We start from the raw sequence: 19,339 nt of genomic DNA, 5'->3' as shown, positions 1-19,339 counted from the left end.
GCTGGTTGAAAGGCAAAGGGCCCGGTTCGCGAGAACCGGGCCCTTTGCATTGTGGCGCGGTGAACATAGCCATATGCACTGCCAGATGCCGGTAGGTGTCTGCGCATCCTTCTGTCTTTCGTACAAAAGGACCCATGCCATGGCCAGTGCAAATGCTTCAATCACCGATCTCAAGCAGGCCTGTGCCCGCCAGTTCGCCGATCGCCCCACGTTACGCCAGGTGACCAGCCAGCAGGTCTTCGCACTGCTGCTGGCACGGCTGCCAAGCCTCGCGGGCGTGCAGCCAATGCTGACGGATGCCAACCCATTGCGCTTGATACGTCCGGCGCAGCACAGTCCCAGTTGGCAGACCCAGCCGTTGGTGGATGTTGTGCTCCAGGCTCTGCTCGACGGTACGCCGCTCGATCTGCGCGGCGCCGAGCCTCGCGGCCACTTCCTGGGCTTGGCCGACCCTTATCGTTTTCGCGGCTCCGACAGCACGTTCGATACGCTGTCGCTCAATGAGGCGAGCGATGCCTTCAATGCATTGCTGCTGGCGCTGCCCGAGCATTTTCGCCAGGCGCAGATCGATTACTGGAATTCACAGCCGTGCGCTGCAACCGACGACTGCGGCGTCAGCCAGCATCGCTGGATGCAGCAAGCGCTGCGTACGGCGTTGCTGGGTAACGTTCGGTCGCCGGAGTTGAGCGATGACGCCCGCATGTGCCTGTACGATTTGCTGAGTGGGCGAACGGACTCCATGCAAGTCAGTGCGATCGAGGTGACGCTTTCGCTGGCGGGGCAGGAGCGGCTCGAAGTCCTTGCAGACCTGCTGGTGTCGCTGGAGCGCGATGAGCGGCACCTGCTGCTGTGGTGCTCGCCTTCTGGTCGGGTGGATGTCTACGCTTCGTTCGAGGACTTTTCGCTCGATCTGCGCGACCGGTTGGCGCTGCGTCATGACTTCGACCGGCTGATCTGGAGCCTTCATCCACTGTCGGGTGACCCGTTTCTGCAGCAGTCGGGCCTGCTGCTCGGCTGGCTGTTGCAGCAGATCGAGAGCCCACCCTGGCAGGCGATAGCATCGCTGGAGCAGATGGAAGCCTGGTTCGCCCAGGCGAGCGACCCATCAGCCGTGTTTTTCGAGCAGGTATTTTTCGAGGGGCCCGCACCGGTCTTGCCCGGCTGGCTGGCGCAGGCCAGCAGCCAAGATCGCTTTGAGTATCAGGTGGCTATGCTGGACATGGCCGTCGAGCAGGCCCAGTCCAAGGGGGCAACCTCGCTCGATGGTGTGCCCGATCTGCATACCTACGCCAGTCAACGGCTGCGCGAACAGATGCTCGCCGACTACCCGCAAGAGGCCAACTATTTCGCGGATGATCTTATCCTTACCGTGCAGGACGCCCTCGGCGTCCCCGGCGGCGCGGCGATCGGCGCCGGTGATGGCGTGGTCAGCCAGCGCAACCTGAGCCTGACCGATCTGGCCATTGGCAATCTCGGTGCGTTGGGGCATGGCAGCATCGTCGCGATCCGCCATCGGGAAAACCAACTGATCATGGGCTGGATGAACGCCGACTACCTCAAGGCGCTGGTCGCCAAGGTGGATATTGGCGGCCATTACCCCCAGCATGTCAGCGCGCTGCTTGACGATCCGCTTGCACGCCGTGAGCGCATTCGCTGTCACGCCCGTGAGTGGCGAATGCAACTGCTGTTCGATGCCTTGCGATTGAAAGTCGAAGGTGGCCTCTGGCGCGAGGCATGGCAAGCCCTTGCGGAGTTCTGCCGAAGCGGCAGGGATCTGAAGGTGAACGTCGACATCGCGCCGCTGGCCTTCAAGGTACCTGGCCACAGACCCGGCGATACGGTCAGGGGCATGTTCGTGATTCGCCTGCACCGGCCGAATGCCTGGCTGCTCTACTGCCCGTACGAGCGGAGCAACCCGCTGCGCGCCTTCGCCGAGCCCGGCGCGCTGGTTGCTGGCGTGCGCGGCGATGCAACTCTGCAGCAGCGCGTGCTGAGCTGGCTAGGCGAGGCTGCCAGAGGGATCTATCAGGACGGCGGCTTTCTCCGGCCGCGCCGCATAACGGGCTGGACGCATACAGCGGCTGGGCTGTTGGTGCCCCTGTATGAAGTGGTCGAACTGGCAAGCGCCAAGCCGGCCGAGCTGAAGTTCCGGCCCTGGCTGGTGGACGTGGACGCCCACCTGTTCGGCGCCAAGCAACAGATGCTGATCGAACTGGCCGACCGGCAAAGCGTTTCCAATGCACAAAGGCGCTGGAGCGCCTTGCTCGAAGCCGGCGGCTTGCTATTCAACGTTCTGACGCCTGTGCTGCGAGGGCCGGTCGCCGTGGTCGCCTGGCTGGTATCGACACTCGTGGCGCTAGGTAATGACTTGCAGCGGTTGGGCGAGAGCGAGGCGCAAAGGTCTATGGCGCTGATGGATATCGTGGGCAATCTGTCCATATTGCTGGCGCACTCTCGGCTCCCTCAGGTCACACCGGCTCAGTCTGCCGTACCGATACCTGCGCTTATCGATGCGGTTGCTGGGCGCCAGGCGGTTCAAGCACCTGTCGTGAAGCGCGCGCTGGCGCCTGCGCAAGCGAGCCCATTGATGTTTCCGACGGGTTGGGGACCGGGGCCTGCGGCCCAGTTGCGGGCATTGCAGGAGCTGGTTGCGACGGTTGATTTGAGTGGGGTTGGCGAGGATAGCGATGGCTTCTACCGCAAGGACGGTCAGCGTTATGTCGAACTACTGGGTGAGCGTTTCGAGGTGCGGCAGTTCAACCATGATGTGCGCATGGTCGGCCCTGGCGGCCAATTGGGGCCATGGCTGTGGCGTGGTGAGCAGTGGAAGATCCGCACCGGCTTCCTGGGCGGAATGCCCAAGCCCGGACGCACCAGTAAAATGCAGGCAGAGCTCGACCGTATCGACCAACAGGTGAGTGCGAGCATGACCGACGGCGACGCGATCAGGCCGCAGATCACCGAGAAGACCCTGAATGTGATCGCGCTGGAGGGCAAGCTGAACCTGCAGGAGAAGAGCCTGGCGCAGTTGCAGCAAGGTGCTGGCACCCTGACAGCCGAACAGCTCGACAAGCTGGTCACTCACCACAAGGCCGGTATCGCCAGCAAGCAGGCGCATTTGAGCGATGAGCGTAAGGCCTTGACCCGAATGATGGAGCAAGCCGTCGCGCATGACAGGACGATCCTCACGCAGATGCCCAGGTTGCTGGAGTTGCAGCGTAAACCTGGCATCAGAGGCGGTTTCAATGCTGATGCCGCTCAACGCTTTCTGGAGACAGCGAGGCGCAACGTGGTGGTGTACAGCTGCAATATCCTGGGCGAGCTCAAGCTGCAAGCCGGCTATCCCGAGCTCCATCGAATCTCGCAGCTCCTCAAGGGTGAGCCGATCACCTCGGTACACGCGGAGTATCAGGTATACCGCAACCTGTTACGTGAAACAGTGGGCGTGCAAGCACGCATGATCCAGGCCAGCATCGATCTGGATGCATTCATGGCCGAGCTCCCGCCGGAGGCAGTCATGGTCGCGGGTACGCCAGCGATCACGAAAAGCAAGTTGCTCACAAGCCGACAGATGACCACCGTGGATATCCGCTTCCATCAGGCGATGAACTACCGCGACCTGGTGGTCGATTTGAATCATCCCTCCGAATGGCGAGCATCGTATCGCTATAGCCAGGAGCTGGCGCCACCCTCCTTGACCAGCGCGGCCAGTGCGCATTCCCAACTGCTCACCGGCAACGTGTCTGCCGGTGACCGTATCGAAATTCTGCAGAATGCTTGGGATGAGTATTCCACTGCGATCATCAACAGCATCGACATTGCCAGCCACAGTGCGGCGCTGGTCGATGCAGACATGCTCAAGTGCTACGCCGCCGAGTTGAATGCTCTCAAGCTCATGGTCGGCGAGCAGTTGCAAGAAGCTGTTGCCGAGCAGGATGGGGTAGCTTTACCTGCGCGGTATCCGGTGTATGTCAAAAGCCTGGCCCGGCAGTTGCCGGTACGCACGCGCAAGGGTGAATTGGTGGTGGCCAGTTGGCTGGACGACGAGCGGTTGGAAGTGCGTGACGCCTTCACTCACGACATGCTGCACCGTTTCGAGGCTGATGGGCACGGCGGCTGGGTTGAGGTTGTTGCGGGCGAGACCGCCGGGCCGCAGCCATTCACGGGTGAGGTGCTGCAATTGCAGGCGCAGGCCGAGCAGTTGCTGGCTGATCAGGCGCTGGTCGAGCGCAAGGCAAGCGAGTACATCGAGGGTGACGTGCGAGGGCATATTCTGTCGGGGTTGGTCGATGACCACCTGACACGGCTGCGGCAGGTCGCCAGTGACTTGCAGGGTGTCGACGAAGGGCTGGCTGAACAGGCAAGGAAGCTGATCGAGCTGTGGTCCAGTCGCAGGACCGAGCTGCTTTTGGCGCTTTACGACAGGACCCAGCACCCGGATGCCGAGGCGCTATCGTTCATGCACCAGCAAGGGCTCGTCCGGGTCGACTATCAAGGGCCTCGCAAGCAGCTCAGGGACGGCAGCGCGGTGGATGAGTACCTGATCAGGCGGCTGCCACACCCGGGCGACAGCAAGGGGCGCACGCTGTGGGTGGCCCATTTCCATTTTGCCAACCTGACTGACAGCGCCACGGATTTCACCCGAGGGCATCTGAAAACCTGGCGACAGCGCTTTTACGGTAGCGCCGATGCGCAGAAGCTGGCGTTGCGAGGGGAGCGGATCCACCGTGGCCCGCTTACGTATGCGCAGGCCCGCGGCATCATTCCGTTCCGCTGAGCGGTTCAGCGGTTACTGTAATGCCCGCCCTTGCCGTGGGCGGGCATGGCCTGGTTACCGCGTTCGGCGATCATCTGGCGCAGCGGGATCACCTCGATACCCTGGCCCCTGAGCCGGGGTATCTCGCGTTCCAGCACTTGCAGGGTTTGCGGGTAGGGGTGGCCAATCAGCACGGCGGAGCCCTGCTTGCGGGCCAGGGTCACGCCTTGCTGCAACTGAGCCGCGATGGCCTCGGGTGTACGTATGTCGTCCAGGAACACATCGCGCGATACATGGGCCAGGCCAAGGCGCTGGGCCTCGGCGGCAGCTACCGTGGCGGCGCTGGTGCGGCTGTCGACGAAGAACAGGTGGCGTTGCTGCAGTTCGCCCATCAGCCAGGCCATGGGTTCGCGCTGCGCCGTCATGCGGCTACCCATGTGGTTGTTGATACCCGCTGCATAGGGGACTTTGGCCAGAGCGGCCTGCAAGCGGCTGGCCAGTTCCGTCAATGGCGTACCAGGGTGCCAGGCATAGGGCCCGGTGGCGGGGTCCATGGGCATGTGCAGGATCACCGTCTTGCCGGCCTTATGGGCCTGGCGGGCGAAGTCGCTGGCGTGCGGAGTGTCGGGCATGATCGCCATGGTCACCGGGCCGGGCAGGGCGAGCGTGCGGCTGTCGCGTTCGCTGCTTTGGCCCAGGTCGTCGATGATGATGCTCATGTAGGCCTTTGCCGGCGCCGCCTGAGCGACGCCGGCCATGAGCCAGAACAGCGTGAACAGCAGATAACGCATGGGGTGTGGTCAGTCGCCTTTGGTGATGTTCAGGCCCTTGAGCAGGCTCAGGGCCTGGCTCAGCTGGAAGTCGTCATCCTGCGGGCGTTCCTTGCGCTTGCTGCTGCCGGTCGGGCGGTCGGCGCCGCCGTTGCCGTTGCCCAGGTGGCCCTGCAGGTCGGCTTCCTTGAAGTTGTCGGTGTCGGCTTCGGCGGTGAGCTTGGCCGGGCGCACTTCGATATCGGGGACAATGCCCTGGGCCTGAATCGAGCGGCCGTTGGGGGTGAAGTACAGCGCGGTGGTCAGCTTCAGGGCACGGTCGTTGGCCAGCGGCAGCACGGTCTGCACCGAGCCTTTGCCGAAACTGTCGGTACCCATCAGCACGGCGCGCTTCTGGTCCTGCAAGGCGCCGGCGACGATTTCCGACGCCGACGCACTGCCGCCGTTGATCAGCACCACCAGCGGCACGCCTTCGCTGGCGTCGGCCGGGTCGGCGGAGAAGCGCAGCTCGGAGTTGGCGATGCGGCCCTTGGTGTAGACGATCAGGCCCTTGGTCAGGAAGTGGTCGGCCACTTCCACCGCCGATTGCAGCACGCCGCCTGGGTTGTTGCGCAGGTCCAGCACTACCCCGCGCAGCTTCTTGCCGTTGTCCTTGCGCAGCTTGGCCAGGGCTTTGCCCACTTCGTCGCCGGTCTTGACCTGGAACTGAGTGATACGGATGTAGCCGTAGTCGTTCTCCAGCAGCTGGCTCTTCACGCTCTTGACCTGGATGACAGCGCGAGCGAGGGTCACGTCGAACGGGTTGCCGCCGTCGCGCACCAGGGTCAGGGTGATTTTTTCGCCGACCTTGCCGCGCATCTTGTCGACCGCTTCGGTCATGGTCTGGCCCCGGGTCGGGGCGCCGTTGATCTTGACGATCAGGTCGCCCGCCTGCACGCCGGCACGCGAGGCTGGGGTGTCGTCGATCGGCGACACGACCTTGATGAAGCCGTCTTCCTGGCCCACTTCGATGCCCAGCCCGCCGAACTCGCCGCTGGTGCTTTCCTGCAGTTCCTGGAAGTCCTCGGGGCCAAGGTAGGCCGAGTGCGGGTCAAGGTTGCTGAGCATGCCCTTGATGGCGTTTTCCAGCAGGGTCTTGTCGTCTACCGGTTCGACGTAGGCGGCCTTGATGCGGTCCATGACCTCGGCGAAGGTGCGCAGCTCTTCCAGCGGTAGTGGCGCTTTGGCGGTCACCTCGGTGGCGGGTACTGCGGCGGCCTTGGTCGGCTCCGCGGCAGTGGCCAGGGGCGCGCCGACCGCCAGGGCGATGGACAGGGCCAGCTGGGTGAGACGAGGCGAGTGCAGCATGTCGAACGAACTCCTGATCCTGTAAGCGCTCCCTGGGGAGCATCGGCGCAGCACTTGGGCTACGCCGTAGAAATTTGACTAGCCCCGGCACCACTGCGAAGGGTCGGTAGGCCGGCCCTGCTGGCGGATCGCGAAGTACAAGCCTGCCGCGTCCTGGCCACCGCTGTCGCCAACCGTGGAAATGGCTTCACCGGCCTTGACGATATCACCGGCGCTCTTGAGCAGACTTTGGTTGTGGCCGTACAGGCTCAGGTAACCGTTGCCATGGTCGAGAATGACCAGAAGCCCGGCGCCGCGCAACCAGTCGGCGAACACCACGCGCCCACCGTGCACCGCACGTACCTGGGTGCCCGGGTTGGCGCTGATCATCACCCCGTCCCACTTGGCACGGGCATCGCTGCCGCGGGCATCGCCGAAGCGTGCCAGTAGTCGACCATTGACGGGCCATGGAAGTTTGCCCCGCGCGGCAGAAAATGCGCCGCCGTAGTTCGCGCCATCGCTGGAAACCAGTGGGCCGAGGGTGGTGCGCGCCTTTTTCGGCGGCTCCACAGGCTCTGCAGGCTCACGGGCCCGGTCGCGGGCGGCAGCGGCGGCCAGCGCTTCCTGCTGGCGGCGTTTTTCCGCTTCCTGTTGGGCCAGCAGGGCTTTTTTGCGGGCTTCTTCAGCCTCGCGGGCCTGGCGGGCGAGGGTTTCTTCGATGGTCTTGAGCACTTTGGCCAGGTCGGCCTGGTCCTGCTCGCGTGCCTGCAGCTTCTGGTCGCGGTCCTTCACATCGCTGTTGAGCTTGGCCAGCACCTGCTGGCGCTTGCCGCGCTCGGTTTCCAGGGCCTGGCGACGGCTGTCGAGGTCGGCGCGCTGGGCCAGCTGCTGCTGTTGCTGGCTGGAAATGTCCTGCTCGACGTTGGCCAGCTGGCGCAGGGTTTCGTTGAAGGTGCGCAATTGCTCGAGGCGCGCCTTGCTCAGGTAGTCGTAATAGGTGAGGGTGCGGGCGAACTTCTCAGGGTTCTGCTGGTTGAGCAGCAGCTTGAGGTATTCCTCGCGACCGTTGTTCTGGTAGGCCGAACGGGCCTGAATGGCAATCAGCCGCTGTTGTTCAACGCGGGCGCTCTGGAGTTTTTTTTTCTCGGTATCAAGGCGCTCCAGCTCGCCTTCAGTCTTTTTTAGTTCTTGCTGCAGGGCCTCCACCTGCTTTTCCAGGTTGCCGATGTCGGTCTCGGTGGCTTTGAGGTCTTTTTGCACACCGGCCTTTTCTTCCTGGAGCTTGCCCAGCGTCTTCTTGAGCTCGGCAATGTCCTGGCGGGTGGCGTCCAGTTGCTGCTGGGTCTGCGCACGCTCATCGGCGAAGGCCGGGCTGAGCAGGCAAGACAGGGCTAGGAGGATCAGGGCGCGAAGCATGGGGTTTGGCGTACCAAGGATGGAGACTGGCCTAGTATGCCCGCCTGGGCGGGCAAAAAAAACGCCTCGCTGCGGGTGCAGGGGGGCGTTTGTCTGGAATTCATGTGCAAAGGGGCTGCTTTGCAGCCCATTCGCAGCACAAGGCTGCTCCTACAAATATCACGCAAGCCTTTGTAGGAGCAGCCTTGTGCTGCGAATGGGCCGCAAAGCGGCCCCAATACACTGAATCAGGCGTCAACCAGGATCGAGGTGCCGGTCATTTCCACCGGCTTCTCCAGCCCCAGCAGCTTGAGCATGGTCGGCGCCACGTCAGCCAGCACGCCGCCGTCGCGCACTTTCACGTTGCGCTTGCCCACATAGATGAACGGCACCGGCTCGGTGGTGTGCGCGGTGTGCGCCTGGCCGGTGCATTCGTCTTCCATCTGCTCGACGTTGCCGTGGTCGGCGGTGATCAGCGCTTCGCCGCCGACCTTGTCCAGAGCTTCGACGATGCGCCCGACGCAGCCATCCAGGGCTTCGACGGCTTTCACCGCAGCTTCGAACACGCCGGTATGGCCGACCATGTCGCCGTTGGCGTAGTTGACCACGATCACGTCATAACGCTGCTGCTCGATGGCCTCGACGATGCGGTCGGTAACTTCCGGTGCGCTCATTTCCGGCTGCAGGTCGTAGGTGGCGACCTTAGGCGAAGGGATCAGGATGCGCTCTTCGCCCTCGAACGGCTCTTCGCGGCCGCCGGAGAAGAAGAAGGTGACATGGGCGTATTTCTCTGTTTCAGCGATGCGCAGCTGGGTCTTGCCGTTCTTGGCCAGGTATTCGCCCAGCACGTTGTTCAGGCTGGACGGGGCAAAGGCTGCCGGCGCGGCGATCTTCGCCGAGTACTGGGTCAGGCCGATGTAGGCCGCCATCTTCGGCAGGCGCGCACGGGCGAACTCAGTGAAGTCTGGCTCGACGAACGCGCGCGACAGCTCGCGGGCGCGGTCGGCGCGGAAGTTCATGAAGATCACGGCATCGCCGTCTTCGACCTTCACCGCTTCGCCGATGCGCGTGGCTTTGACGAACTCGTCGCTTTCGTCACGGGCGTAGGCTGCTTCCAGGCCGGCCTGGGCGGTGTCGGCGGTGTATTCGGCGGCACTGTCGACGATCAGGTTGTAGGCGGCACTGACGCGGTCCCAGCGGTTGTCGCGGTCCATGGCGTAGTAGCGGCCGATCAGGCTGGCGATGCGGCCCTTGCCCAGTTTGGCGAACGTGGCGTCGAGCAGTTCGATGGACGATTGCGCGCTGCGTGGCGGGGTGTCGCGGCCATCGAGGAAGGCGTGCAAGTAGACCTTTTCGGCACCGCGCCGCACGGCCAGTTCGGCCATGGCCACCAGGTGGTCCTGGTGGCTGTGTACGCCGCCATCGGACAGCAGGCCGAGGATGTGCACGGCCTTGCCGGCACTGGCGGCCTTGTCCACCGCACCCGTCAGCACCGGGTTCTCGAAGAACTCGCCGTCGCGGATGGCCTTGGTCACCCGAGTGAAGTCCTGGTAGACGACGCGACCCGCGCCCAGGTTCATATGACCGACTTCGGAGTTGCCCATCTGCCCGTCCGGCAGGCCGACATCCATGCCCGAGCCGGAAATGAGCCCATGCGGCAGGGTAGCGCGCAGGCGATCATAGACCGGTGTATTGGCGGCGAAGATGGCGTTGTGTTCGGGGATTTCGCTGTGGCCGAAGCCATCCAGGATGATCAGGACCAGGGGTTTGGGCGTACTCGTCATCAATCAAACTCACGGTTGTTCAAAGATGATAAAGACACGCATTTTAGGGCAAATCCGCCACCTGCGGCGAATATTCGTCCTGTTCCCCCGACCAGCGCACCCGTGGTGGCAACATGAAGGTGGTTTTGTGGCCGGCCCGTCGGGCTTTGGTGGCACCCAGGGGCTGTGTATACTGGCCGGCATTTTCAATCGCCTGGAACACCGCTGATGGTTGCTCACCTGATTCAATTCGCGACAGATCACTACATCCTGGTTGCGATCTTCCTCATTTTGCTGGTCCTGCTGCTCATCAATGAAATCCGTCGCGGCGGCCAGAGCCTGAGCAATGGCCAGCTGACAGCCCTGGTCAACGCCGAGAAGGCCTTGGTGATCGACATTCGCCCGTCCAAGGAGTATTCGGCCGGTCACATCGTCGGTGCGATCAACATTCCGCAGGACAAGCTGGCCGCCCGCATGAGCGAGCTGGAAAAACACAAAGAGAAGACCCTGATCGTCGTCGACGCAATGGGCCAGCAGTCCGGCACCCATTGCCGCGAGCTGCTCAAGGCTGGTTACACCGCCGCCAAACTGAGCGGTGGCGTTTCCAGCTGGAAAGCCGATAACCTGCCCCTGGTGAAGTGATATGAAGCCCGTCATCGTCTATTCCAGCGACTACTGCCCCTACTGCATGCGCGCCAAGTACCTGCTCGAGAGCAAGGGCGTGGCCTTCGAGGAAATCAAGGTGGACGGCAAGCCGCAGGTTCGCGCCGAGATGAGCCAGAAGGCCGGCCGTACATCGGTGCCGCAGATCTGGATCGGCAGCACCCATGTCGGTGGATGCGATGACCTCTATGCCCTGGAGCGCGCCGGCAAGCTCGACGCGCTGCTGGCGGCCTGATTTGCACTGCATTCAAAAACATTAGGATAAGGATCTGCCATGACTGACCAACAGACCAACGGCGCTGCTGCAGAAGACAACAGCCCTCAGTTTTCCCTGCAGCGCATCTATGTGCGCGACCTGTCGTTCGAGGCCCCGAAGAGCCCGCAGATCTTCCGTCAGACCTGGGAGCCGAGCGTTGCCCTGGACCTGAACACCAAGCAGAAATCCCTGGAAGGCGACTTCCACGAGGTGGTGCTGACCCTGTCGGTAACCGTGAAGAACGGTGACGAAGTGGCCTTCATCGCTGAAGTGCAGCAGGCTGGTATCTTCCTGATCGCCAACCTCGATGCGCCGTCGATGAGCCACACCCTGGGCGCGTTCTGCCCGAACATCCTGTTCCCGTACGCCCGTGAGACCCTGGACAGCCTGGTGACTCGTGGTTCGTTCCCGGCGCTGATGCTGTCGCCGGTCAACTTCGACGCCCTGTACGCGCAAGAAATGCAGCGCATGCAGGAAGCGGGTGAAGTGCCGACCGTGCAGTAACAACTGCCGGTTTCAAGAAAGCGCCTCTCGGGGCGCTTTTTTGTTGCCTGTTCCGGCCTCTTCGCGGGCGTGCCCGCGAAGAGGACGGGACAGGCTACAGATCAGCTGCCGGCAAACCCGTTCTGCCGCCACGCCTCGTACACCGTCACCGCCACGGTATTGGACAAGTTCAGGCTGCGGCACCCCGGCCGCATCGGCAGGCGCAGGCGTTGTTCGGCCGGTAGGCTGTCCAGCACCTCGGCCGGCAACCCGCGGCTCTCTGGCCCGAACAGGAAGGCATCGCCCGGCTGGTAGGCCACTTCGTGGAAGGGGTGCGAGCCCTTGGTGGTAAAGGCGAACAGCCGTGGGTTGCCCAGGCTTTCCAGGCATCCGGCCAGGCTCTCATGGCGCTTGAGCGTGGCATACTCGTGGTAATCCAGCCCCGCGCGGCGCAGGCGCTTGTCATCCAGCTCGAAACTGATGGGTTCGATCAGGTGCAGGTGGCAGCCGCTGTTGGCGCACAGGCGAATGATGTTGCCGGTATTCGGCGGAATTTCTGGTTGAAAAAGGATGACGTGAAACATGCACGGCTCCAAGCGTGAAGATGACGGGCATTCTACCCCTGAACCGGACGTGCGTTCGAAGGCCTTCCCACGGGTGATGCTGTCCTTGGCGATCGTCGGCATGATGGTGGGGCTGATGATCGGTCGCCTGACTACACCCGACGAGCGCGAACTGCAGCAGGTGCAAGTGCTGCAGGATGGCCTGGCGCTATGGTTCAACGAAGAGCCCAAGCTGCACGGCGAGAACGTCGAGGGCACGCTGGCGTTGCTGTTTCAGGCCCAAGGCAAGGCCCAGCAGGGGCAGTTGAGCCTGCAGGGCAAACCGGTGAGCTGGCGGGTGCAGAACAGCAAGAAAGGTTTGTTGCTGACGGTGGTGGCCGCGCGCCCGCTGCAAGGCGAATGGGCCGGTGCAGAGGACGCTGGGCGCTGGCGGGTGCAAGTGACACTGCACGAATAAAAAGGGGATTTCCCGGCCTGCCTGTACCAGGGTCCCCAAAAGGGGTACTGCGTATAAAGGGGGGATGGCCCGGCCTGCCTGTACCGAGGTCCCCAAAACGGGCGGTGCTGCGAATAAAAGAGGGGTTCACCCGGCCTGCCTGTACCAGGGCCCCCGAAACTGTGGATGTATTGGCTATTGCAGGGGGCGTGCCAGTTTTGCAAAGCCCGTGGATATTGGGCTTTGAGGGGGAATTGGTCGGCTTTTGAGGGGATTTGTGCCTTTGAGCGGTGCATGGGGCACAGGATCGGTGCATCGGGGCTGAAATGGCTGGGGCCGCCTTGCGGCCCTTTCGCGGCACAAGGCCGCTCCTACAAGGGGGTCGCGTTCTCCTGTAGGAGCGGCCTTGTGCCGCGAAAGGGCTGCAAAGCAGCCCCAGGGTATTATGGGTCTATCGATGAATCAGTGCTCGTCACCGTCCTCGTCGTCCCCACCCGCCACATTCATCCCCAGCTCCTTGATCTTGCGCGTCAGGGTGTTGCGGCCCCAACCCAGCAACAGGGCGGCATCGCGGCGTCGCCCGGCGGTGTGCTTGAGCGCCGTCTCGATCATGATCCGCTCAAAGCTCGGCACTGCGCTGTCCAGCAGGTTGCTCTGCCCGCGTGCCAGTGCCTGGTCGGCCCACTGGCGCAGGGCCTGCTCCCAGTTGGTCACCGGCGCCGCGTCTTGTGGCAGGTTCAGCAGCTCGGGCGGCAGGTCGCCGATCAGCACTTCGCGGCTGGAGGCCATCACGGTGATCCAGCGGCAGGTGTTCTCCATCTGCCGCACGTTGCCTGGCCAGGGCAGGTTGCGGATGAACTCTTCGGTCTCCGGCTTGAGGACTTTCGGCTCGACTGCCAGCTCTTGAGCGGCCCGGGCAAGGAAGTGGCGGGCGAGGGCAGGGATGTCTTCGCGGCGGTCGGCCAGGCGCGGGATATGGATGCGGATCACGTTCAGGCGGTGGAACAAGTCCTCACGGAACTTGCCAGCCTGCACCAGTGATTCCAGGTTCTGGTGGGTGGCGGCGATGATGCGCACGTCGACCTTGACTGGCACATGGCCGCCCACGCGGTAGAACTCGCCATCGGCCAGTACCCGCAGCAGGCGGGTCTGGGTGTCGGCAGGCATGTCACCGATTTCGTCGAGGAACAGCGTACCGCCATCGGCCTGCTCGAAGCGGCCGCGGCGCAGGTTGGCAGCGCCGGTGAAGGCCCCCTTTTCATGGCCGAACAGCTCCGACTCCATCAAGTCCTTGGGGATGGCGGCCATGTTCAGGGCAATGAACGGCGACGCCGCGCGCGGGCTGTGCCGGTGCAGGGCATGGGCCACCAACTCTTTGCCGGTACCGGACTCGCCGTTGATCAGCACGGTGATGTTGGAGTGGCTGAGGCGGCCGATGGCGCGGAACACCTCCTGCATCGCCGGGGCTTCACCGATGATTTCCGGGGTGCGCGCCAGGTTTTGCGGCACATCCAGGCCTTGCTGCTCCTGGGCGTGCTGGTTGGCGCGCTTGACCAGCGAGACCGCTTCGTCGACGTCGAATGGCTTGGGCAGGTATTCGAAGGCACCGCCCTGGTACGAGGCCACGGCGCTGTCCAGGTCGGAGTGTGCGGTCATGATGATGACCGGCAGGCGCGGGTGCTGCTCGCGGATCTGGGCCAGCAGGTCGAGGCCGCTGGCGCCAGGCATGCGAATGTCGGAAATGATCACGTCCGGTTGCTGACGTGCCAGGCGCCCCATCACACCGTCTGCGCTGTCGAAGCTCTGGGTGGTCATGCCTTCTTGTTGCAGGGCTTTTTCCAGGACCCAGCGGATGGAGCGATCATCGTCGACGATCCATACGGTTTCACTTCGGCTCATGAGGCGGTGGCTCCTTGTTCCAGGGGCAGATAGATCGAGAAGGCGGTGTGGCCTGCGTGGCTTTCACACTCGATCAAGCCCTGGTGCTGGCTGATGATGTTCTGGGTAATGGCCAGGCCCAGCCCGGTACCGTCCGGGCGGCCACTGACCATGGGATAGAAGAGGGTGTCCTGCAGTTCCGGCGGGATGCCCGGGCCGTTGTCGATGATCTCTACCCGCGCCACCAGGCGATGGCGCACGTGGCCGATGGTGAACTGGCGCAGGGCGCGGCTGCGCAAGGTGATGCGGCCCAGGCGCAGTTCATTCTGCGAGCTGATCGCCTGCATGGCGTTGCGCACGATATTGAGTACGGCCTGGATCATCTGCTCACGGTCGATCAGCACGTCCGGCAGGCTTGGGTCGTAATCGCGCACCAAAGTGATGCAGCCCTGGCTTTCAGCTTCGACCAGGCTACAGACCCGTTCCAGCACTTCGTGAATGTTGGTCATGGCCAGCGAGGGCAGCTTGTTCGAGCCAAGCATGCGGTCGACCAGGTTACGCAGGCGGTCGGCTTCTTCGATGATCACGTTGGTGTAGTCGCGCAGGCCTTCCTCGGGCAGTTCGCGGGCCAGCAACTGGGCCGCGCCGCGGATGCCGCCAAGCGGGTTCTTGATTTCGTGGGCCAGGCCGCGCACCAGCATCTTGGTGGTTTCCTGCTTGCTCAGCTGGGCCTCTTCCTTGGTGATGCGCAGCAGCCGGTCACGCGGGTGCACTTCGAGCAACAGCAGGGTCTGGCCCTGGTGCAGGATCGGCGTTACCGCGTAATCGACGGTGATGGTCTGCCCGGTCAGCGAAGTGAGCTGTGCTTCACGCTTGGTGAACGGGTGTGCCTGCTCGACCGCCTGGCGCAGCGAACTGAGCGCCTCGGTCGATTCGGTGAACAGCTCGCTGATGAACTGCCCATGGCTGCGCTGGCCACTGACGGCCAGCAGCATTTCCGCGGCCGGGTTCATGTACTCCAGGCGCAGCTCGGCGTTGAGCAGCAACGTGGCGGTAGTCAGGTTGTCCAGAAGCAGACGGTGCTGTGCATCGCTGATGGTCATAAGGCGTCGTTGACCTCTTTTGGCGCTTGCCCGGCACTGCTTTGGCCGGGGCCGGACGCGGGGTGGATCCGCTGATGCGAGACTCTCGACAAGAAAATGCAAGAAACAAACCAAAGCTCCGAAAAGAAGCGGAATTTGCCGATAAAGGCCTGGATCTGCGCAAATTCGGATCAGAAAGACCTGATGAAACGTTTAATGTGAACCAGATTGGGGAGCAAATGAGGGCACGCTGCCAATTTGTGCACCAAGATAGAGCATAGCGTGACAGGTGGGGTTGCAGTGCTTCTGCAAGGCGTGCAGAAACGAAAACGGCCTCCCGAGGGAGGCCGTCATGATCATGCCGTCGGCGCTAGGCGCCGATCAGATCAGCAGCTGTAGTACAGCTCGTATTCCAGCGGGTGTACGAAGGTGCGCACTTTGATTTCTTCTTCGCTCTTCAGCTCGATGAAGGCATCGATGAAGTCGTCGGAGAACACGCCGCCCTTGGTCAGGAACGCGCGGCCTTTATCCAGCTCTTCCAGAGCTTCTTTCAGGCTGCCGCACACTTGCGGGATGTTCTTGGCTTCTTCTGGTGGCAGGTCGTACAGGTTCTTGTCGGCCGCGTCGCCTGGGTGGATCTTGTTCTGGATGCCGTCCAGGCCAGCCATCAGCAGGGCCGCGAAGGCCAGGTACGGGTTGGCCGATGGGTCCGGGAAGCGGGCTTCGATACGGCGGGCTTTCGGGCTGCCGACGTAAGGAATACGGATCGAGGCGGAACGGTTGCGAGCCGAGTAGGCCAGCATTACCGGAGCTTCGAAGCCTGGGACCAGACGCTTGTAGGAGTTGGTCGACGGGTTGGTGAAGCCGTTCAGGGCCTTACCGTGCTTGATGATACCGCCGATGAAGTACAGGGCGGTGTCGGACAGGCCGGCATAGCCTTCACCCGAGAAGGTGTTCTTGCCGTCTTTCCAGATCGACATGTGCACGTGCATGCCCGAGCCGTTGTCGCCGTACAGTGGCTTCGGCATGAAGGTGGCGGTACGGCCGTAGGCGTCGGCAACGTTGTGCACGACGTATTTCAGCGCCTGTACTTCGTCAGCCTTCTTCACCAGGGTGTTGAACTTGACGCCGATTTCGTTCTGGCCGGCGGTCGCCACTTCGTGGTGGTGAACTTCGACGGTCTGGCCCATTTCTTCCAGTGCGTTGCACATGGCAGTACGGATTTCGTGGTCGTGGTCGAACGGCGGAACCGGGAAGTAGCCGCCTTTCACGCCTGGACGGTGGCCCTTGTTGCCGCCTTCCACGTCAGCGTCGGTCATCCACGAGCCTTGCTCGGAGAAGATCTTGAACATCGAGCCGGAAATGTCCGACTTGAACTTCACTTCGTCGAAGATGAAGAACTCAGGCTCTGGGCCGGCGAATACGGTGTCACCGATGCCGGTGCTCTTCAGGTACTCTTCGGCGCGCTTGGCGATGGCGCGTGGGTCGCGATCGTAGCCCTGCATGCTCGACGGGTCGACGATGTCGCAGGTGATGATCAGGGTTGGCTCTTCGGTGAACGGGTCCAGTACGGCAGTGTCGTCGACCGGCATCAGGATCATGTCGGAGGCTTCGATGCCTTTCCAGCCAGCGATGGAGGAACCGTCGAACATCTTGCCGACTTCGAAGAAGTCTTCGTCCAGCGCATCACGCGACGGCATGGTCACGTGGTGCTGAATGCCTTTGGTGTCCGTGAAACGCAGATCAATCCACTTGACGTCATGATCTTTGATGAGTTGAACCGACTTCGACATGTTGTCCTCCGGATGGTCTAGAGCGCGGTGGGCCGCTGCCCTGGAAAAAGGGTGTTGCCGGGCGCGGATAGTCGGCCAAGCTTACCTGCCTCACAAGGGAGCAAATTGCATGCCAGTGCCCGAAAATGGCGAGGGTGGGATAAAAGGGGGCGTTTGCGGGCATTTGGGGGAGGGCTGGCGGCCAAAATTGCACCTTTAGGATGCGAGTTTAAGTTGTTATGCACCAAATTGGTGCTTTGGTTGATTTGTGTGGCGCCTGGGCGATCGAGCGCCGCCCGCGCGGCGCATCGCGAGCAAGCTCGCTCCTACATCTGTTGCGGGCCAATTATTCCTGAGGCGCAGGCGCGCGGCCCTTTAGTGTCCGCCTCGATAATATGTGGAACAAACAAGGCGGTCGCGTGCGTTGGCGCAGGCGTTACTGGCCCGAAACAAATGTAGGAGCGAGCTTGCTCGCGATGCGCCGCGCGGGCGGCGCTCGATCTCACAGGCACCGCAAAACCCGCCTCCTGCATTTATCTGAAAGCTTCTGATCAAAAGTTGGTCAAATCCTGAGCAATTTCCGCTATAATTCGCGCCCCTCATTTTCGGCAGGCCCTGCGCGCGCTGTTAACCAATGAAACTTATCGTCAAAGTCTTCCCAGAAATCACCATCAAGAGCCGGCCAGTGCGCAAGCGCTTCATCCGTCAGCTCGCCAAGAACATCCGCAACGTGCTCAAGGACCTCGACCCTGAGCTCGCGGTCGATGGTGTCTGGGACAACCTCGAAGTGGTCACCCGCGTCGAAGACGAAAAAGTCCAGCGCGAGATGATCGAGCGCCTCACCTGCACACCGGGTATCACCCATTTCCTGCAGGTAGAGGAATACCCACTGGGTGACTTCGACGACATCGTCGCCAAGTGCAAGCACCACTTCGGCCACCTGCTGGCCGGCAAGCATTTCGCCGTGCGCTGCAAGCGCGGCGGCCATCATGACTTCACCTCGATGGACGTCGACCGTTACGTCGGCAGCCAACTGCGCCAGCAGTGCGGCGCCGCCGGCATCGAACTGAAGAAGCCCGAAGTGCTGGTGCGCATCGAAATCCGCGACCAGCGCCTGTACGTGATCCACAACCAGCACCAGGGCATCGGCGGCTACCCGCTGGGCGCCCTGGAGCAGACCCTGGTGCTGATGTCCGGTGGTTTCGACTCCACCGTGGCGGCCTACCAGATGATGCGCCGCGGCCTGATGACCCACTTCTGCTTCTTCAACCTCGGCGGCCGCGCCCACGAGCTGGGTGTGATGGAAGTGGCCCACTACCTGTGGAAAAAGTACGGCAGCAGCCAGCGCGTGCTGTTCATCAGCGTGCCGTTCGAAGAAGTGGTCGGCGAGATCCTCAACAAGGTCGATAACAGCTACATGGGCGTGACCCTCAAGCGCATGATGCTGCGTGGCGCCGCGCACATGGCCGACCGCCTGGAAATCGACGCGCTGGTGACCGGCGAGGCGATTTCCCAGGTGTCCAGCCAGACCTTGCCGAACCTGTCGATCATCGACTCGGCCACCGACAAGCTGGTGCTGCGCCCGCTGCTGGCCAGCCACAAGCAGGACATCATCGACCAGGCCAACGAAATCGGCACCGCCGACTTCGCCAAGCACATGCCAGAATATTGCGGCGTGATCTCGGTAAACCCGACCACCCACGCCAAGCGCCACCGCATGGAGCATGAAGAGAAGCAGTTCGACATGGCCGTGCTGGAGAGCGCCCTGGAACGCGCCAAGCTGATCTCCATCGACCATGTGATCGACGAGCTGGGCAAGGATGTGGAAATCGAGGAAGTGGTCGAGGCGCTGCCGGGCCAGATCATCATCGACATCCGTCACCCCGATGCCCAGGAAGACGAACCTCTGGTGCTGGACGGTATCGAAGTCCAGGCCATGCCGTTCTACGCCATCAACAGCAAGTTCAAGCACCTGGACCCGACGCGCCAGTACTTGCTGTATTGCGACAAGGGTGTGATGAGCCGTTTGCACGCACACCACCTGCTCAGTGAGGGACATGCCAATGTGCGTGTTTATCGTCCGACATAAGACGCCGGGGCTGTATGGCGGCAGTATCCGCCATCGCCCTCCCGACCGCCGGGCCCGCTGAGCCTTAAACAGTACATATTGGCCGCCTACACTGGGCGGCAACCGAA

General features: G+C 62.6%; 14 protein-coding genes. 6 read left to right on the top strand and 8 right to left on the bottom strand.

Annotated elements, in window-relative coordinates; genetic code table 11:
* The first annotated feature begins 139 nt into the window (after positions 1-139).
* Entirely contained in the window at positions 140-4,777 is a 4,638-nt protein-coding gene (locus tag ACNFBR_RS02020) for a dermonecrotic toxin domain-containing protein (RefSeq protein WP_416733465.1), read from the top strand.
* A gap of 5 nt (positions 4,778-4,782) precedes the next feature.
* On the opposite strand, the gene ACNFBR_RS02015 is transcribed toward ACNFBR_RS02020, so the two are convergent.
* The 4 genes from ACNFBR_RS02015 to gpmI form a co-directional block, all read right to left on the bottom strand.
* Positions 4,783-5,547 (bottom strand): divergent polysaccharide deacetylase family protein, encoded by a 765-nt coding sequence (locus tag ACNFBR_RS02015; protein ID WP_416733464.1) that lies wholly within the window; start codon positions 5,545-5,547, stop codon positions 4,783-4,785.
* 9 nt (positions 5,548-5,556) lie between these two features.
* Positions 5,557-6,873, bottom strand: coding sequence for a S41 family peptidase (locus tag ACNFBR_RS02010; RefSeq protein ID WP_416733463.1), 1,317 nt, complete (start codon positions 6,871-6,873; stop codon positions 5,557-5,559).
* Between the two features lie 78 nt (positions 6,874-6,951).
* A complete protein-coding gene (locus ACNFBR_RS02005; RefSeq protein ID WP_416733462.1) occupies positions 6,952-8,268 on the bottom strand; it encodes a murein hydrolase activator EnvC family protein in 1,317 nt (438 codons plus the stop codon).
* 227 nt (positions 8,269-8,495) lie between these two features.
* Complete coding sequence (gene gpmI / locus ACNFBR_RS02000) at positions 8,496-10,031, bottom strand: 2,3-bisphosphoglycerate-independent phosphoglycerate mutase (RefSeq protein ID WP_416733461.1); 1,536 nt, start codon at positions 10,029-10,031, stop codon at positions 8,496-8,498.
* Between the two features lie 207 nt (positions 10,032-10,238).
* Here gpmI and ACNFBR_RS01995 point away from each other — a divergent pair, with 207 nt between their 5' ends.
* Genes ACNFBR_RS01995 through secB form a run of 3 tightly spaced genes read left to right on the top strand, consistent with a single transcriptional unit; the run spans position 10,239 to position 11,433 of the window.
* On the top strand, positions 10,239-10,652 hold the full coding sequence (locus ACNFBR_RS01995; RefSeq protein WP_416733460.1) for a rhodanese-like domain-containing protein: 414 nt from the start codon (positions 10,239-10,241) through the stop codon (positions 10,650-10,652).
* Position 10,653: 1 nt separating this feature from the next.
* Positions 10,654-10,908, top strand: coding sequence for a glutaredoxin 3 (grxC, locus tag ACNFBR_RS01990; RefSeq protein WP_003249204.1), 255 nt, complete (start codon positions 10,654-10,656; stop codon positions 10,906-10,908).
* Positions 10,909-10,947: 39 nt separating this feature from the next.
* Positions 10,948-11,433, top strand: coding sequence for a protein-export chaperone SecB (secB, locus tag ACNFBR_RS01985; protein WP_416733459.1), 486 nt, complete (start codon positions 10,948-10,950; stop codon positions 11,431-11,433).
* Between the two features lie 101 nt (positions 11,434-11,534).
* Here the strand turns inward: secB and trmL are convergent, their stop codons facing one another.
* On the bottom strand, positions 11,535-11,996 hold the full coding sequence (gene trmL / locus ACNFBR_RS01980; RefSeq protein WP_012274606.1) for a tRNA (uridine(34)/cytosine(34)/5-carboxymethylaminomethyluridine(34)-2'-O)-methyltransferase TrmL: 462 nt from the start codon (positions 11,994-11,996) through the stop codon (positions 11,535-11,537).
* On the opposite strand from trmL, the gene ACNFBR_RS01975 reads away from it, so the two are divergent.
* Positions 11,995-12,432 (top strand): hypothetical protein, encoded by a 438-nt coding sequence (locus ACNFBR_RS01975; protein ID WP_416733458.1) that lies wholly within the window; start codon positions 11,995-11,997, stop codon positions 12,430-12,432. The genes trmL and ACNFBR_RS01975 overlap by 2 nt on opposite strands.
* A 441-nt stretch (positions 12,433-12,873) precedes the next feature.
* Here the strand turns inward: ACNFBR_RS01975 and ntrC are convergent, their stop codons facing one another.
* From ntrC to glnA, 3 genes are all read right to left on the bottom strand, one after another.
* The gene (gene ntrC / locus ACNFBR_RS01970; protein WP_416733457.1) at positions 12,874-14,310 is read right to left on the bottom strand and encodes a nitrogen regulation protein NR(I); all 1,437 of its coding nucleotides are present in this window, start codon (positions 14,308-14,310) and stop codon (positions 12,874-12,876) included.
* Complete coding sequence (gene glnL / locus ACNFBR_RS01965; RefSeq protein WP_025340937.1) at positions 14,307-15,392, bottom strand: nitrogen regulation protein NR(II); 1,086 nt, start codon at positions 15,390-15,392, stop codon at positions 14,307-14,309. The genes ntrC and glnL overlap by 4 nt, the downstream gene beginning before the upstream one ends.
* A 365-nt stretch (positions 15,393-15,757) precedes the next feature.
* Positions 15,758-17,164: a type I glutamate--ammonia ligase gene (gene glnA, locus ACNFBR_RS01960; RefSeq protein ID WP_012274602.1), complete on the bottom strand. Its 1,407-nt coding sequence runs from the start codon at positions 17,162-17,164 to the stop codon at positions 15,758-15,760.
* A 613-nt stretch (positions 17,165-17,777) separates the two neighbouring features.
* Between glnA and thiI the strand changes: the two genes are divergently transcribed.
* On the top strand, positions 17,778-19,232 hold the full coding sequence (thiI, locus tag ACNFBR_RS01955) for a tRNA uracil 4-sulfurtransferase ThiI (protein WP_416733456.1): 1,455 nt from the start codon (positions 17,778-17,780) through the stop codon (positions 19,230-19,232).
* Positions 19,233-19,339 lie beyond the last annotated feature (107 nt).

The sequence above is a fragment of the Pseudomonas sp. NY11955 genome, assembly GCF_048068035.1.
In the GTDB taxonomy this organism is placed as follows: domain Bacteria; phylum Pseudomonadota; class Gammaproteobacteria; order Pseudomonadales; family Pseudomonadaceae; genus Aquipseudomonas.
The sequence above is the reverse complement of the archived record's forward strand: the minus strand, read 5'-3'. Positions and strand labels throughout refer to the sequence as shown.

Coding starts and splice junctions, on each gene's coding strand:
- ACNFBR_RS02020 (WP_416733465.1), top strand. CDS start 140: ATGGCCAGTGCAAATGCTTCAATCACCGATCTCAAGCAGGCCTGTGCC.
- ACNFBR_RS02015 (WP_416733464.1), bottom strand. CDS start 5,547: ATGCGTTATCTGCTGTTCACGCTGTTCTGGCTCATGGCCGGCGTCGCT.
- ACNFBR_RS02010 (WP_416733463.1), bottom strand. CDS start 6,873: ATGCTGCACTCGCCTCGTCTCACCCAGCTGGCCCTGTCCATCGCCCTG.
- ACNFBR_RS02005 (WP_416733462.1), bottom strand. CDS start 8,268: ATGCTTCGCGCCCTGATCCTCCTAGCCCTGTCTTGCCTGCTCAGCCCG.
- gpmI (WP_416733461.1), bottom strand. CDS start 10,031: ATGACGAGTACGCCCAAACCCCTGGTCCTGATCATCCTGGATGGCTTC.
- ACNFBR_RS01995 (WP_416733460.1), top strand. CDS start 10,239: ATGGTTGCTCACCTGATTCAATTCGCGACAGATCACTACATCCTGGTT.
- grxC (WP_003249204.1), top strand. CDS start 10,654: ATGAAGCCCGTCATCGTCTATTCCAGCGACTACTGCCCCTACTGCATG.
- secB (WP_416733459.1), top strand. CDS start 10,948: ATGACTGACCAACAGACCAACGGCGCTGCTGCAGAAGACAACAGCCCT.
- ACNFBR_RS01975 (WP_416733458.1), top strand. CDS start 11,995: ATGCACGGCTCCAAGCGTGAAGATGACGGGCATTCTACCCCTGAACCG.
- trmL (WP_012274606.1), bottom strand. CDS start 11,996: ATGTTTCACGTCATCCTTTTTCAACCAGAAATTCCGCCGAATACCGGC.
- ntrC (WP_416733457.1), bottom strand. CDS start 14,310: ATGAGCCGAAGTGAAACCGTATGGATCGTCGACGATGATCGCTCCATC.
- glnL (WP_025340937.1), bottom strand. CDS start 15,392: ATGACCATCAGCGATGCACAGCACCGTCTGCTTCTGGACAACCTGACT.
- glnA (WP_012274602.1), bottom strand. CDS start 17,164: ATGTCGAAGTCGGTTCAACTCATCAAAGATCATGACGTCAAGTGGATT.
- thiI (WP_416733456.1), top strand. CDS start 17,778: ATGAAACTTATCGTCAAAGTCTTCCCAGAAATCACCATCAAGAGCCGG.